Origin of the sequence: Aeromicrobium piscarium (assembly GCF_007421815.1) — a bacterium.
In the GTDB taxonomy this organism is placed as follows: domain Bacteria; phylum Actinomycetota; class Actinomycetes; order Propionibacteriales; family Nocardioidaceae; genus Aeromicrobium; species Aeromicrobium piscarium.
Genome location: NZ_VLNT01000006.1, coordinates 29,237 through 43,931, shown reverse-complemented (window position 1 = coordinate 43,931; position 14,695 = coordinate 29,237). Strand labels below are relative to the sequence as shown.

The window sequence follows — 14,695 nt, the reverse complement described above, 5'->3', positions numbered from 1 at the left end:
CCCGGAGGACACGACGCAGCAGGCCCCGCACCGATCGGTGCGGGGCCTGCTGCGTGATACCTGGTGTCAGCCCTTGTCGACGGGTGTCGAGGCGATGTCGTCGGCAGCGAGGATGCGGTTGCCGCCACGACGCACTTGCGAGGTGGGCTCGACATTCTCCTGCTCCGAGAGCTGCTTGAGCTGGTTCTCGAAGTAGGCCTTCAGACGCGCGCGGTACTCGCGCTCGTAGGCGCGCAGGTGGTCGACCTCGGTCTGCAGCTCCTGCCGCTGACGCTCGATATCGGCCAGGATCTGCTGACGACGCTGGTTGGTCTCTTCGTCGAGCTTGTGCGCGCGCATGCGGGCGACGGCCTCGACGCGCTCGGCCTTCTCCTTGGACTCGGTCTCGAGCCGCTCGGCCTCGCTGCGGGCATTGCCGAGCAGCTGGTCGGCCTCTTCCTTGGCCGAGTCCATGAGCTGATCGGCATTGGTGGACGCGATCTCCAGCAGTCGGGCGGCGGCGACGGACGCCTCGCTGACCGTGGCGACCTTCTGCGGCTCCGGCGTGGGCTCCGCCTTGACCGGCTCCGGGGTGGGCTCCGGCTCGGGCTCGGGCTCCTTGACCGGCTCGGGCTTGGCGGGCTCGGGCTCCTTGACCGGCTCGGCCGGCTGCGCCACCTGCAGACGGGTCTGCTCGGCGGGTGCGGGAGCGGCACCGCCACCGGCCTCCAGCTTCGAGCGCAGCTCGGCGTTCTCGGCGAGGAGACGCTCGAGCTCGGCCTCCACCTCGTCGAGGAACTGGTCGACCTCGCCCATGTCATAGCCTTCACGCAGCCTCACGGCTGTGAAGCGCTTCTCGCGCACGTCTTCCGGCGTCAAGGGCATCGATTCACCTCTAGGTATGTATCCATCTCTGGGGCTCACCGGACGGGACCGGCGGTGTCACCCTCCACCGTACTCTGTGGCAGTGCAGGGCTGCTACGCACCTACCGCATCGGCGTCCAGTCAGCGCGATCCAGCCTAGTACATGAGGCCGCGCGCCACGCCCTGAGCGATGACCAGGACGATGATGAGGATCATCGGCGAGAGGTCCAGCATCACCTGCCCCAGTCGGATCGGGGGAATGACCTTGCGCAGGGCCCGCAGCGGCGGGTCCGTCACGGTGTAGATCACCTCGCAGATCACTGCCACGAAGCCACTCGGTCGCCACTGGCGCGCCAACACCTGGATCCAGTCGACCACGAAGCGGGCGATGACCAGCCAGATGGCGACCTGCAGGATGATCCAGATGATCTGTGCGATCGTCGAGCCCATCGATCAGCTCTGGTTGTAGAAGCCGCCGGCCACGATGGCCTGCTTGTCCTCCTCGGACACCACGATGCTCTCCGGGGAGAGCAGGAAGACCTTGGCGGTGATGCGGTTCAGGGAGCCGTGCGAGGCGAAGACCAGCCCGGCGGCGAAGTCGACGAGACGCTTGGCGTCTTCGTCGCTGATATCCGACAGGTTCATGATCACCGGCACACCGGAACGGAAGTGCTCGCCGACCGTGCGGGCATCGTTGTAGGTGTGCGGGGTGACCGTCTCGATCCGGGAGAGGTCCGTCGGGCCGACGAAGTTGGCGGCGCGTCGCTCGTCGAGATCGGCGACCGGGCGTACCGAGGGCCGGAAGGTCTGCTGCTCAGGCTCGGCGACCTGCGCACGCGGCGCCTGGGCACGCGAGGTGCGGGCGGGAGCGTTCCGGACGGGCCCCGACTCCTCGAAGTCGACGTCGTCGTAGTCGGCCTGCTCGACGAGGCCGAGGTACTCTCCGACTTTCCGCATTGCGCCTGCCATGGCTTCTCCGTCAGTGTCGTGCGTTGGGTGGTCTAGTGCGAGGTTACTGCAATGAACGGCGTTCCCCGAGGATCGAACGACCGATCCGCAGGTGTGTCGCGCCGTGGGCGATCGCCGCGGCGAAGTCACCGCTCATGCCGGCCGACACGATGTCGGCCGCCGGATGGTCCTGACGCAGCCGATCGGCGATCCGCGCCAGGTGCTCGAAGCTCGGGGCAGGGTCCGCCCCGAGCGGTGCGACGGTCATCACACCGCGGAGCCGGAGTCCGGGCAGGTCGGCGATGGCGTCGGCGAGCCCAGGCACGTCGGCGGGCTCGGCACCGGCTCGCCCGGCGTCGTCGCCGCCGAAATCGACCTGCACGAGCAGCTCGATCTCCCGCTCGGCGGACTCGGCCCCTCGCGAGAGCGATCGGGCGAGTTTGACCCGGTCGACGCTTTGCACGACATCGGCGTACCGGGCGACCTGGCCGGCCTTGTTGGTCTGCAGCCCGCCCACGAAGTGGAGCCGGGGCATGGTCACGCCCTCCGGGAGGATCGTCTCGAGCTCTTCGCGCTTGTCCCTCGCCTCGGGATGCCGGTTCTCCCCTACGTCGGTGATCCCGAGCGCGGCGAGCGACGCCACGTCCGAGGCCGGATAGGTCTTGGTGATCGCCACAAGGGTGAGGTCCTCGCGGGAGCGCCCCGCGGCCGCACAGGCGGCCGCGATCTCGTCCTCGACGACACCGAGCTGCCGACGCAGCTGCTCGTCTCGCGTCGCGGATCGATCGGTCACCGGGCCTCCTCGTCGTGCATCGTCAGGAGCATGGCGAATCGTCCCGCCCGCTCGCCGTCGCGTCGGTAGGAGTGGAATCGCTCGTCTTCGAGCGTGCAGACATCGAGATCGGTGATCGCGACGCCCTCGGCCGTGAGCTGCGAGGCGACTGCCGCGCCGAGGTCGATCGACGGGGTGCCCCACGACGTCGTCGAGGACGCTCCAGGCACCCGCTCATCGACCTCTGCCGCCAACGCTGCGGGCACCTCGTAACAACGGCCGCAGACGTGCGGGCCGATCCATGCGTGCAGCGATGTGGCGCCGTCTGCCCGCAACCGGGCGACGGCGGCCGGGACGATGCCCTCGGCGGTGCCGGCTCGACCGGCGTGGACGACGGCCCCCAGCGGGAGGTGATCGTCGGCCAACACGATCGGCACGCAGTCGGCGACGCGGACGGCGGCCACCACACCCGGACCCTCGACGAGCAATGCGTCGGCGGTCGGCGCCGAGGCCGGGTCCGCGACGGCGATACCGACACCATGTACCTGGCGCATGAGCGCCACCGGGACGCCGGCGAAGGCCTCGGAGACGCGTTCGAGGACACTCGGCTCGCCCACACGCAGGTCGCTGCGGGCGTCCGTGACGGCGAACTCGGCCAGACCGTGACGCTCGCGATGCCAGAACACCGTCAGCGCAGGAAGTCCGGGACGTCCAGGCCGTCGTTGAAGTCGCTCTGCGAGGCCGGCTCCGGCTCCGGTCGTGGAGCAGGCTCCGGGGAGGCCGCCGGGGGTGCCTGATGGCGGGCCGGCTCCTGACGCGGCGCCGAGCCGCCGGGCTGCGAGGACGGCGCGGCGGGTGCCTGGCGCGGCTGCTCCGCGGGGGCGGGCTGCGTGGGCTCCCCCCGCAGGAGCGCGGGCTGCGAGGCATCGCGGGCCTTGGGCTCTCCGCCGTCGAAGCCAGCCGCGATGACGGTGACGCGCACCTCGTCCCCGAGCGAATCGTCGATGACGGCGCCGAAGATGATGTTGGCCTCGGGATGCACCGCATCGCTGACCAGGCCGGCAGCCTCGTTGATCTCGAACAGGCCGAGATCCGAACCGCCCGCGATGGACAGCAGCACGCCCCGGGCACCCTCGATGGAGGCTTCCAGCAACGGACTCGACACGGCCATCTCGGCCGCGACGGCCGCGCGCTGCTCGCCGCGAGCCGAGCCGATGCCCATCAGCGCGGAGCCGGCATCGCTCATGACCGACTTGACGTCGGCGAAGTCGAGGTTGATCAGACCCGGCGTGGTGATGAGGTCGGTGATGCCCGAGACGCCCTGGTAGAGCACCTGGTCGGCTTGGCGGAAGGAGTCGAGCAGGCTGACATTGGGGTCGCTGATCGAGAGCAGGCGGTCGTTCGGGATCACGATGAGGGTGTCGACCTCCTCGCGCAGCCGCTGGATCCCGTTGTCGGCCTGATTGGAACGGTTGCGTCCCTCGAACTTGAAGGGACGCGTGACGACGCCGATCGTCAGGGCGCCGAGCGAGCGGGCGATCCGCGCGACGACGGGTGCGCCACCGGTGCCGGTGCCGCCGCCCTCGCCCGCGGTGACGAAGACCATGTCGGCGCCCTTGAGCGCCGCCTCGATCTCGTCGGCGTGGTCCTCGGCGGCCTTCTGGCCGATCTCCGGATTGGCGCCGGCGCCGAGGCCGCGCGTGGAGTCGCGTCCGACATCGAGCTTGACATCGGCATCGCTCATGAGCAGTGCCTGGGCGTCGGTGTTGATGGCGATGAACTCGACACCCTTGAGACCGACCTCGATCATGCGGTTGACGGCGTTGACGCCGCCGCCGCCGATGCCGACCACCTTGATCACCGCGAGGTAGTTCTGAACCGCCATCTGCCTTGCCCTTCGTTCGCTGACTGCCCTGGAGTGAGACTGTGAACCTTAACCCTCAGGTCGAGGTTTATAGTTATGTCAACCTCTCGATGATGAAACTCTAGGTGTCGCCCCGCGGTCGATCCCGCCAACACGCCGGACGATCGGCGACATCTGCGATCAGGTCGGGTCCGGACGTGTCTCGCGTCACGCGCGGCGGCGGGTCACGTCACGCCGAGTGCAATCTCGACCGCGAGTGGTGCAAACTCGCCCTCGATCGGCGAGTGAAGGGGCGAATTTGCACCACTCGCGGAACGGGGACGACGCGGGTGACGGCGAGACTCACTCGCGAGTGGTGGGGCGGGTGGGGACGCTCACGTCGTACTCGCTCGCGGGGAGATTCAGCAGCACCTTCAGCACCCGCAGCTTGGCCTTCGCCTCGCCGGCGCTCCCCCACATGATCATCCGGCCGTCGGCCAGGGCCAGCTCCACCGAATCCACCGTCTCGGCCCGCACCTGGGCCACGCCGTTCGCGAGTGCCGGGTCGATGCTCCGCACTTCGTCGGCGACCTGAGCCGCGGCGGCGAGGACATCCTCGTCATCGGTATCGACCTGGAGCTCCAGCAATCCCTCGGGCGGCGGATCGGCGGGCAGGAAGACCACGCCCTCGCCGTCGACGAGCCATGGACCGGCACCCTGCTGGACCCAGGCGACCGCCTCGCGCTCGGTCACCGAGACGCTCACGGCATCGGGCCATCCCCGGGAGGCATCCACTGCCAGGGCCGGAGGCAGCGCATCGGTCACGCGCTCCTCGATCGCCTCGGTGTCCAGCCGGGCCAGCGGCGTGCCGAGCGGCACCTCGGCCGCCTGGACCACCTGCTCCTCGGTGAGTTGCTCCACACCGCTGACCCGGACCTTCTGCGCCACCAGCAGATCCGAGAACCAGATCGCCCACACGGCCGCTCCTACGAGGGCGACCACCAGCGCGGCCAGGAGTCCACGCTTCCAACGGCGGCGGCGCCGCTGGCGCATCCGCTCCTCGAAGGCTGTCCTCGTCACCGGCTCTCCAGCGACGCCAGCAACCGCGGCCCGACCTCCGTGATGTCACCGGCGCCGAGGGTGACCACGACGTCGCCGGGGCGCACGAGTGTCATGAGCCGATCGGCCGCTTCGCCAACCGGCCCGATCGCGTGCGCGGGCACACCGGTCACCGCATCGGCCACGAGTTGAGCCGTGACCTCCGGGTCCGGATCCTCGCGGGCCAGATAGATGTCGACCACCGCGACCTCGTCCGCTGCGGAGAGGGCCTGTCCCATCAGCGAGCCGAAGATCCGGGTCCGGCTCACCAGGTGGGGCTGGAACACCGCCACCAGACGCGCGCCATCGGCCACCTGCCGCGCCGCGGCCAGGTCCGCCACGAGCTCGGTCGGGTGATGCGCGTACGAGTCGTACACCCGCACTCCCCCGGCCTCGCCCTTGTACTCCATCCGTCGCGCGGCCCCGGCATAGGCGCCGAGACCGCGGGCCAGCGCGGCCGGCTCGTGGCCGAGCACCGAGCCGGCGGCCAGGGCCAGCAGCGCGTCCTGGGCATAGTGGCGTCCCGGCACCGCGAGCTCGAGCGGCTCCGAGACACCATCGACCACGGCGGTCAGCAGCGTGCTGCCTCCCTCGACCCGCAGGCCGTGCGCGGTGACATCGGCCGGGGTGTCGAGGCCGACCGTCACGACCCGCAGCCCGGCTGAACGGGCCACCTCGGCGAGCCGTTCGGCTCCTGGATCGTCGATCACCAGCACCACCGCGGTCTCGACCGTCGCGATGAAGTCGGCGAAAGCCCGCTCGTACGCCTCGACGCTCCCCCACACGTCGAGGTGGTCGGCGTCGACATTCGTGACCAGTGCCACCTGCGGGTGGTAGTGCAGGAACGCGCCGTCGCTCTCATCCGCCTCGACCACGAAGATGTCGTCAGCACCTGCGCGCGCATTGGTGCCGAGGGAGGGGATCTCGGCCCCGATCGCGAACGAGGGATCGGCGCCTGCGCCCTGCAGCGCGCAGGTCAGCATCGCCGTGGTGGTGGTCTTGCCGTGCGTGCCGGCCACAGCCACGGTGACCGCGGGTGGGGCCATCAGCGAGGCGAGGCCGGCCGAGCGCGGCCAGAGCCGCACGCCGGCCCGCTGAGCTTCGAGGATCTCGGGATTGTCCTCGCGGACCGCCGTGCTCGCGATGACCGTGTCGACACCGGCGAGGTGCTCGCCGTTCTGGCCGACGAAGCACTCGATGCCCTCGGCCCGCAACGACGCCAGGACATCCGAGTCACGCGCGTCCGATCCCTGCACCCGCAGGCCCCGCTGCGCCATGATCCGGGCGATGGCGGACAATCCGGCACCGCCGATGCCGATGAAGTGCACGGTGCCGAGCTCGGCGGCCGGCAGGACGTGCTCGGGGACCGGGATCCTCACCGGCGCTCCCCTCCGGCCAGGTGGATCAGCTCGGCGAGCCGCTCCGCGGCATCCGCGCGAACGATGTCCGATGCCGCCCTCGACATCTGATCGAGTGCGGACGGATCGGTCACCAGCGGGATGACGGCCTGCTCGACCCAGGCCGAGGTGAACGCGGCATCGTCGATGAGCACGCCGCCTCCGGCCTCGACGACGGGATGGGCATTCAAGGCCTGCTCCCCGTTGCCGATCGGCAGCGGCACGAAGGCCGCGGGAAGCCCCACGGCGGCGACCTCCGTGACCGTGTTGGCACCCGACCGGCACACCGTGAAGTCGGCGGCGGCGTAGGCGAGGTCCATGCGCTCGATGAACGGGATGACCCGATAGGGCGGGGCGCCAGGCGCGGCCTCGACCGGCACCTCGTCGGGACGACCGGCGGCGTGCAGCACCTGCACGCCTGCCGCGGCGAGCGCGGGAGCGGCCCCCGCCATCGCCTGATTGATACGACGCGCGCCCTGGGATCCGCCCGTCACCAGGATGGTCGGGCGGTCGGGGTCGAGCTCGAAGAATCGCCGCGCCTCGGCGCGCTCGGCATACCGGTCAAGGGACGCGATCTCGCGACGGATCGGCAAACCGAGGTACTGGGCGTGCGGCAGCATCGTGTCGGGGAAGCTCGTGGCCACGTGCTGGGTGAACCGGGCGCCCAGCTTGTTGGCGATCCCCGGCAGCGCGTTGCCCTCGTGGACGACGATCGGGAGTTTGCGGCGGCGCGCCGCGAGATAGGCCGGCACCGAGACATAGCCCCCGAAGCCCACCACGACGTCCGGGGAGAACCGATCCATCACGTCGAGCGTCGCCTTGACCGTGCGCCGTAGCCGGACGGGCACCTTGACGAGATCCGGACCCGGGCGGCGTGGAAGCGGCACCGGCGGCACCAGCTCGAGCTCGTAGCCGGCGGCCGGAACGAGCTCGACCTCGAGACCACGCGGAGTGCCGAGGCACACCAGGCCGTCGCCGGCGGCACTCAGGACGGCCGCGGTCGCGAGCAGCGGTGAGGTGTGTCCGGCGGTCCCCCCGCCGGCGAGCAGCACACGCATCGTCACACCGCCGCCTTACGACGACGACTGGTGGCCAGCGCACGCGCGGCCCCGGGTTCGGTGGTGGCGCACTTGGCGAGGAAGCCGAGTCCGACGAGTGTGGCAAGCAGGCTGGACCCTCCGTACGAGATGAGCGGCAACGGGATGCCGATGACCGGCAGCAGACCGACCACCATGCCGACGTTGATGATCGCCTGCGACAACAGCCAGATCGTGATGCCCGCCGCCGTGTACCGCGCGAAGCGGTCGCGGGCGCGCATGGCGATCCGGAAGCCGACGAAGCCCAGCATGACGAAAAGCGCCAAGAGCACGAGGGTGCCGGCCAGGCCGAGCTCCTCGCCGATGACGGCGAGGATGAAGTCATTGTGCGCCTCGGGGAGCGCGCCCCACTTCTGCCGGCTCTGCCCGAGCCCGACCCCGCCGAAGCCGCCTCGCGCGAAGGCCATCATCGCCTTGATCGACTGGTGACCGGCTCCCTCGGGGTCCGCGGTCGGGTCCAGGAAGCTCAGCATGCGCGTCACACGGTGCGGAGCCGTCGCGACGAAGAACACCGAGACGACACCGATCGCCAGCCCCAGGAACCACATGTACCGGGCAGGCAGGCCGGCCACCCATAGCATCCCCACGATCACCGCGAAGAGCACGAGCGCGGTGCCGAGGTCGTCCTGGGCGACGACCATCGCCGAGACCGCGCCGGCCACGGGGAGCATCGGCGTGAGGATGTAGCGCGGTGTGCCGAGGTACTTGTGCCGCCGGTCGTACAGGTCCGCGATCCACAGCACCAGCACGAGCTTGGCGAGCTCGGACGGCTGCAGGTTGAACCCGCCGAACAGCGGCAGCCAGTTGCGGTTGCCGTTGACCTCCAGGCCGAGAGGCGTGAACGTCAAGACGATGAGCACGACGACGACCAGCAGCACGGGGCGGATCAGCATCCGCAGCTTGTCCATCGGCATCCGCAGCACGGTCAGGAAGCCCACCACCCCGAGCCCGGCGAAGATCACCTGGCGCGTCACGATGTAGAAGGAGTCTCCGTAGGTGCGCAGCGCGAACACCGAGCTGGCGCTCAGCACCATGATGAGGCCGAGCCCCAGCAGGATCGCGGTGAGGCCGAGGACGAGCTGATAGGAGGCGAGCGGGCGTGCCAGCACCTGGCGCACCGATTCCATCGCCGCGGACGCGCGGCGGGGTCGAGTGCTCGTACGAGACTCACTCATGGGTAAATCCTTCAACGAGGCGGGGAAGATCGGGGAAGGAGAAAGCTGGTCGGGACTACGTGCGCTCGGCGAGACGTCGGACCGCCTCGGCGAACAACTCGCCACGTTGCGCGTAGTCGGTGAACTGGTCCATGGAGGCGCAGGCGGGTGCAAGGAGCACCGTGTCACCGTCGACGGCGAACGACGACGCGACCTCGACCACACGATCCATGAGGTCATCCTCGCCCGTCTCGACCTCGACCACCGGCACCTCGGGCGCGTGTCGCGCCAGCGCTTCGGCGATCAGGGACCGGTCCCGGCCGATCAGGACGACCGCCCGCAGGCGGTCGCGGGCACCCTCGACCACCCCGTCGAAGGTCGCGCCCTTGGCGAGCCCACCGGCGATCCAGACCGCGCTCTCGACCGCGGACAGCGCAGCGCCGGCCGCGTGCGGGTTGGTGGCCTTGGAGTCGTCGACATAGCGGATGCCGCCGATCCGGCCGACCTCCGCGACCCGGTGCGGCCCCGGGCGGAAGGCACGCAGTCCCGCACGGACGGCGGCGGGCTCGACGCCGTGGGCCCGAGCGAGCGCGGCGGCGGCGAGGGCGTTCTCGATCACATGGGGCGCGTCGGCATAGAGATCGTCGAGCGATCCCAGCTCGGCCGCCTGCTCGGCACGGTTCTCCACGAAGGCGCGGTCGGCCAGCAGATCGTCGACGACCCCGAGCTCGCTGAGTCCGGGGACACCGCGGGTGAAGCCGATCGCCCGCGCGCCCTCGATCACGTCCGCCTCCTCCACGAGCCGTCGCGTCACCGGATCGGCCACGTTGTAGATGCAGGCACGCTGCACGTTCTCGTACACGCGGCCCTTGGCAGCCGCGTAGGCGTCCGCTCCCCCGTGCCAGTCGTAGTGGTCGGGAGCGATGTTGAGGACGGCCGCCGCCTCGGCGGACATCGAGGAGGTCCAGTGCAGCTGGAAGCTGGAGAGCTCGACCGCGAGCACGTCGTACCCCTCGGGATCCATGACGGCCTCGAGGACGGGCGTGCCGACATTGCCGACGGCCCGTGCTCGCAGTCCCCCCGCGAGCAGGATCTGCTCCAGCATCTGGACCGTGGTGGTCTTGCCGTTGGTGCCGGTCACGACGAGCCACGGTGCGGCGTCGGGACCTCGCAGCCGCCAGGCGAGTTCGACCTCGCCCCAGATCGGGATGTCGCGCTCCGCTGCCTCCGCCAGCAGCGGGGTGTCGGGGCGCCAACCCGGCGAGGTCACGACGATGTCGATGCCGTCGGGCAGGGTGTCGGTGGCCCCAGGGCCCAGACGGACATCGGCTCCCAGGATCCGCAGGAGCGTGGCCTGCTCCCGCCGCGCGGCGTCGCCCTCCGAGGAGTCGACCGCGATGACCGAGGCACCGAGATGTGTGAGGGTGTCGGCCGCGGCGAAACCACTCACACCGAATCCCGTGACGAGGGCGCGCACGCCCTCCCAGGAGTCGTCCCGTCCGAGCGCGTCCACGTCGATCCCGCTCACTGGCGGCTGATCCAATCCCAGTAGAAGACCGCGACTCCGGCGAGGACGCACAGCCCGCAGATGATCCAGAACCGGACCACGATGGTGATCTCGGCCCAGCCCTTGAGCTCGAAGTGGTGCTGCAACGGCGCCATGCGGAAGACCCGCTTGCCGCCGGAGATCTTGAAGTAGCCCACCTGGATGATCACCGAGAGCGTGATGATGACGAACAGTCCGCCCAGCAGCACGAGGAGCAGCTCGGTGCGCGTCATCAACGCGAGTCCGGCGATCGCGCCGCCGAGGGAGAGCGAGCCGGTGTCGCCCATGAAGATCTTGGCCGGCGACGTGTTCCACCACAGGAATCCGAAGCAGGCACCGGTGAGCGCCGCGGCGATCGTGGCGAGATCCATCGGATCGCGGACCTCGTAACAGCCGGCCGCCAGGTCGTAGGCGCAGTTCTGGTTGTACTGCCAGACGTTGATGACGACATAGGCCCCGAACACCATGACCGAGGCCCCGGTCGCGAGACCGTCGAGACCGTCGGTGAGGTTGACGCCATTGGACGTGGCCGCGATGAGCAGCAGCACCCACACGATGAGCGCCACCGTCGGCAGTGTCCACCCCGGGATGTCACGCGCGAAGGAGATCGCATGGGTGATCGGCGTCTGCCCGCGGTCGTCCTCCCAGCCGATGGCGAGCACGGCGAAGATGAGGCCGACGGAGACCTGCCCGATCATCTTGGCCTTGCTGCGCAGACCGAGGGAACGTTGCTTGGAGATCTTGATGTAGTCGTCGAGGAAGCCGATCAGGCCGAGACCGACGAACAGGAACAGCAGCAGCCACCCCGAGGGGCTCGGCCAGAAACCGGTGGCCAGCTTGGCCACCGCGTAGGCGAGCACCACCGAGAAGATGATGACGATGCCGCCCATCGTGGGCGTGCCGCGCTTGATGTGGTGCGAGGTCGGACCGTCGTCGCGGATGAGCTGACCGTATCCCTTGGCGACGAGCACGGAGATCGCCCACTTGGTCCCGACGAGCGTGCCCAGGAGTCCGAGGGCACCGGCGATCAGGACAGCAAGCACGGGGCGGTTTCCTTTCGAAGACAGGTCGTCGTCATCGGTCAGCGGCGAGCAACGCGTCGGCGACACGCTCGAGCCGTTCGCCCCTCGATGCTTTCACGAGCACCACGTGACCGGGCCGCAGGCTCCTGTCGAGTGTACGGATGGCGTCCGCGGGCGTCGCGGCGACCTCGGCGATCGCTCCCGCCCCGCGCGCGATGTCCTCGGCGTGGTCGCCGACCGCGATCACACGTCCGATGCCCAGGCTCGCCGCCAGGGCGCCGACCGCCTCGTGGTCCTCGCGCGCCCGCTCTCCGAGCTCCAGCATGCTGCCCAGGACCGCGACTGAGTGGGCGGTATCGGCAAGGCCGGCCAGGGCGCGCAGCGCGGCCTCCATCGACTCCGGATTCGCGTTGTAGGCGTCGTTGACGACGATGACCCCGTCGGCGCGCTCGTGGCGTTCCATCCGCATGGGCGACCGCGGCCCGGCGGTCGCCAGCGAGGCGACGGCCGCCTCGGTCGCGATCCCCGCGGCCCGGGCGGCGGCGAGCGCCGCTGCCGCGTTGAGCACCTGGTGCGGTCCCAGCTGCGCGACCGTCAGATCGCGATCGGCTCCCTCGACGCGGGCCAGGACATGCGGATGGCCCGCGGCGTCCGTGGTCACCTCTCCGGTCAATCGGACGTCCTCGCCGGCGAAGCCGAAGGTGGCGACACGTGCCGCGGTGCGCGAGGCCATGGCGGCGACGCGGTGATCGTCGGCATTGAGGACGGCGACTCCCCCACTGCCGACGGCCTCGACCAGTTCGCCCTTGGCCAGCGCCGTGATCTCCGGCGTGCCGAACTCTCCGAGGTGGGCGGAGCCGACATTGAGGACCACGCCGATGTCCGGCGGCGCGATCCCGCACAGATACGCGATGTGGCCGATGCCACGAGCCCCCATCTCCACGACCAGGTACCTGGTGTCCGCATCGGCTCGCAGGACGGTGAGGGGCACACCCAGCTCGTTGTTGAACGAGCCGCGCGGGGCGACCGTCGGGGCCTGGTCGCCGAGGACGCCCGCCAGCATGTCCTTGACGCTCGTCTTGCCTTGCGAACCGGTGATCGCGATCACGGTGATCTCACCCCGCTCGCGTAGTACCTCCAGACTGCGCCGGGCGAGCGCCGCCATGGCGGCGGGAACGTCGTCGACCACCACCGCCGGTCCTTCGACCTCTGCGGTGACGAGGGCCAGTGCGGCACCGTCGGCGAGCGCTCCCGGCACGAAGCGATGTCCGTCGGCGTGATCGCCGGCCATCGCGGCGAAGATCGCCCCCGGTGCCGTCTCCCGCGAGTCGATGACGACCGGTCCGGGCACCGCGAGGCCAGGATCGGCACGCAGAGCGCCGCCGGTGATCTCGGCGATATCGGCCGCGGTGAGTCCGGCGATCATCGCAGCGACTCCAGACACTCGCGGACGACATCGCGATCGTCGAAGGGGTGGACGACGCCGTCGATCTCCTGCCCGCGCTCGTGCCCCTTGCCCGCGATGACGATCGTGTCCCCGGCCCGCGCCATCGAGAGGGCCTCGGCGATCGCCGCCCGCCGACCGGCGACCTCGACGACCTCGGCTCGGGCATCGCGCGCCCCCTCGATCACCGCGGCCCGAATGTGCGCCGGGTTCTCCGAGCGCGGATTGTCATCGGTGACCACGAGGATGTCCGCACGCTCGGCCGCGGCGGCGCCCATGACGGAGCGCTTGCCGCGGTCACGGTCGCCCCCGGCGCCGAGCACGATGATGAGTCGCCCTTCCGTCACCGGTCGCAGGGCCTCCAGCACGGCCACGATCGCGTCCGGCTTGTGCGCGTAGTCGACCACCACGGTCACGTCTCGCCCGGAGTCGATCCGCTCCATCCGGCCGGGTACGCCGGGGCTCCGCGCGATTCCTGCCGCGGCTGCGCGCGGATCGCGTCCGGAGACGGCGAGGGCGGCCACGACGGCGGCCGCATTGGCCACATTGAACGCCCCGGGCAGCGGCACCACGAGCTCGATCTCATCGCCGTCGGGGGTCCGGAGCACGGCACGCGACCCGAGCGGCTGTGCCTCGAGCTCGGCGATCCGCCAGTCGGCGGGCTCCTCTCCCGTCGAGACCGTGGTGATAGGGATCTCGGCCTCGCCGGCGAGGCGGCGGCCGTAGTGGTCGTCGACCAGGACGACCCCGGCCCGGGCGTGCTCGGGCGCGAACAGTCGCGCCTTGGCCTGGAAGTAGTCCTCCATGTCGGCATGGAAGTCCAGGTGGTCGCGACCGAGGTTCAAGAAGACGCCGACATCGAAGGCGAAACCGTCGACCCTGCCCTTGACGAGGGCGTGGCTCGAGACCTCCATCGCACAGGCGGTGACCTCCTCCTCGCGCATGACCGCGAAGAGCGCTTGCAACGCGGGCGCCTCGGGGGTCGTCAGCGTCGACGCCGCCGGCACACCGGCGATCCGGGTGCCGATCGTGCCGATGACCGCGGGCCGCTCGCCGCTGAGCGCCGCCTCCGCCAGATAGGTGCTGGTGGTCTTGCCCTGGGTGCCGGTGATGCCGATCGTGATGAACGCCTCACTGGGATGGTCGTACACGTCCGCCGCGAGATCGGCGAGGACCCGGCGCGGGTCCTCCACCACGAGATACGGCAGTCCGTCGGGGACGCACTGCAATCCCCGCGCGTCGGTCAGTACCGCCACCGCGCCCGAGGCCGCGGCCCGATCGGCGAAGCGCGCACCATGCGTGCTCGCGCCCGGCAGCGCCGCGTAGAGATCTCCGGCCCGCACCTCCGCGGTGTTCAAGCTCAAGCCCGTTACCTCGGCCTCGCCGTGCGGACGGACACCGAGCCGATGCGCCAGCGAACGCAGCGAACGATGCGGGGGCTCGGTCGGCCGTACCCGCATGGACTCCTCAACCACGCCTCCGACACTAGTGCCCCGCACTAGTCCCCCGTGCGAGGGCGACGAGCGGCCTC

General features: G+C 70.3%; 14 protein-coding genes. All 14 read right to left on the bottom strand.

What is annotated here, in order from left to right; translation table 11 throughout:
* Positions 1-66: 66 nt before the first annotated feature.
* On the bottom strand, positions 67-864 hold the full coding sequence (locus FNM00_RS19415; RefSeq protein WP_143913139.1) for a DivIVA domain-containing protein: 798 nt from the start codon (positions 862-864) through the stop codon (positions 67-69).
* A 135-nt stretch (positions 865-999) separates the two neighbouring features.
* Positions 1,000-1,293 (bottom strand): YggT family protein, encoded by a 294-nt coding sequence (locus FNM00_RS09145; RefSeq protein WP_143913138.1) that lies wholly within the window; start codon positions 1,291-1,293, stop codon positions 1,000-1,002.
* 3 nt (positions 1,294-1,296) lie between these two features.
* Positions 1,297-1,800, bottom strand: a complete 504-nt coding sequence (locus FNM00_RS09140; RefSeq protein ID WP_246065133.1) for a cell division protein SepF — start codon at positions 1,798-1,800, stop codon at positions 1,297-1,299.
* A gap of 55 nt (positions 1,801-1,855) precedes the next feature.
* Complete coding sequence (locus FNM00_RS09135) at positions 1,856-2,584, bottom strand: YggS family pyridoxal phosphate-dependent enzyme (protein WP_143913136.1); 729 nt, start codon at positions 2,582-2,584, stop codon at positions 1,856-1,858.
* Positions 2,581-3,249 carry a purine nucleoside phosphorylase YfiH/LACC1 family protein gene (locus tag FNM00_RS09130; protein WP_246065132.1) on the bottom strand — a complete coding sequence of 223 codons (669 nt, stop codon included), beginning with the start codon at positions 3,247-3,249 and terminating at the stop codon, positions 2,581-2,583. The genes FNM00_RS09135 and FNM00_RS09130 overlap by 4 nt, the downstream gene beginning before the upstream one ends.
* Positions 3,250-3,251: 2 nt before the next feature.
* On the bottom strand, positions 3,252-4,448 hold the full coding sequence (gene ftsZ / locus FNM00_RS09125; protein WP_143913134.1) for a cell division protein FtsZ: 1,197 nt from the start codon (positions 4,446-4,448) through the stop codon (positions 3,252-3,254).
* 321 nt (positions 4,449-4,769) lie between these two features.
* A complete protein-coding gene (locus FNM00_RS09120; RefSeq protein WP_143913133.1) occupies positions 4,770-5,486 on the bottom strand; it encodes a cell division protein FtsQ/DivIB in 717 nt (238 codons plus the stop codon).
* The gene (murC, locus tag FNM00_RS09115) at positions 5,483-6,883 is read right to left on the bottom strand and encodes a UDP-N-acetylmuramate--L-alanine ligase (RefSeq protein ID WP_143913132.1); all 1,401 of its coding nucleotides are present in this window, start codon (positions 6,881-6,883) and stop codon (positions 5,483-5,485) included. Before murC ends, FNM00_RS09120 begins: the two co-directional genes overlap by 4 nt.
* Entirely contained in the window at positions 6,880-7,959 is a 1,080-nt protein-coding gene (gene murG, locus FNM00_RS09110; protein WP_143913131.1) for an undecaprenyldiphospho-muramoylpentapeptide beta-N-acetylglucosaminyltransferase, read from the bottom strand. Before murG ends, murC begins: the two co-directional genes overlap by 4 nt.
* Before the next feature lie 2 nt (positions 7,960-7,961).
* On the bottom strand, positions 7,962-9,173 hold the full coding sequence (gene ftsW, locus FNM00_RS09105) for a putative lipid II flippase FtsW (RefSeq protein ID WP_143913130.1): 1,212 nt from the start codon (positions 9,171-9,173) through the stop codon (positions 7,962-7,964).
* 55 nt (positions 9,174-9,228) lie between these two features.
* Entirely contained in the window at positions 9,229-10,680 is a 1,452-nt protein-coding gene (gene murD, locus FNM00_RS09100) for a UDP-N-acetylmuramoyl-L-alanine--D-glutamate ligase (protein ID WP_246065131.1), read from the bottom strand.
* Positions 10,677-11,741, bottom strand: coding sequence for a phospho-N-acetylmuramoyl-pentapeptide-transferase (mraY, locus tag FNM00_RS09095; RefSeq protein ID WP_143913129.1), 1,065 nt, complete (start codon positions 11,739-11,741; stop codon positions 10,677-10,679). The genes murD and mraY overlap by 4 nt, the downstream gene beginning before the upstream one ends.
* A 31-nt stretch (positions 11,742-11,772) precedes the next feature.
* Positions 11,773-13,164 (bottom strand): UDP-N-acetylmuramoyl-tripeptide--D-alanyl-D-alanine ligase, encoded by a 1,392-nt coding sequence (locus tag FNM00_RS09090; protein WP_246065130.1) that lies wholly within the window; start codon positions 13,162-13,164, stop codon positions 11,773-11,775.
* Positions 13,143-14,624, bottom strand: a complete 1,482-nt coding sequence (locus FNM00_RS09085; protein ID WP_143913262.1) for a UDP-N-acetylmuramoyl-L-alanyl-D-glutamate--2,6-diaminopimelate ligase — start codon at positions 14,622-14,624, stop codon at positions 13,143-13,145. Before FNM00_RS09085 ends, FNM00_RS09090 begins: the two co-directional genes overlap by 22 nt.
* Positions 14,625-14,695: the final 71 nt, after the last annotated feature.

Coding starts and splice junctions, on each gene's coding strand:
- FNM00_RS19415 (WP_143913139.1), bottom strand. CDS start 864: ATGCCCTTGACGCCGGAAGACGTGCGCGAGAAGCGCTTCACAGCCGTG.
- FNM00_RS09145 (WP_143913138.1), bottom strand. CDS start 1,293: ATGGGCTCGACGATCGCACAGATCATCTGGATCATCCTGCAGGTCGCC.
- FNM00_RS09140 (WP_246065133.1), bottom strand. CDS start 1,800: ATGCGGAAAGTCGGAGAGTACCTCGGCCTCGTCGAGCAGGCCGACTAC.
- ftsZ (WP_143913134.1), bottom strand. CDS start 4,448: ATGGCGGTTCAGAACTACCTCGCGGTGATCAAGGTGGTCGGCATCGGC.
- murG (WP_143913131.1), bottom strand. CDS start 7,959: ATGCGTGTGCTGCTCGCCGGCGGGGGGACCGCCGGACACACCTCACCG.
- ftsW (WP_143913130.1), bottom strand. CDS start 9,173: ATGAGTGAGTCTCGTACGAGCACTCGACCCCGCCGCGCGTCCGCGGCG.
- FNM00_RS09085 (WP_143913262.1), bottom strand. CDS start 14,624: ATGCGGGTACGGCCGACCGAGCCCCCGCATCGTTCGCTGCGTTCGCTG.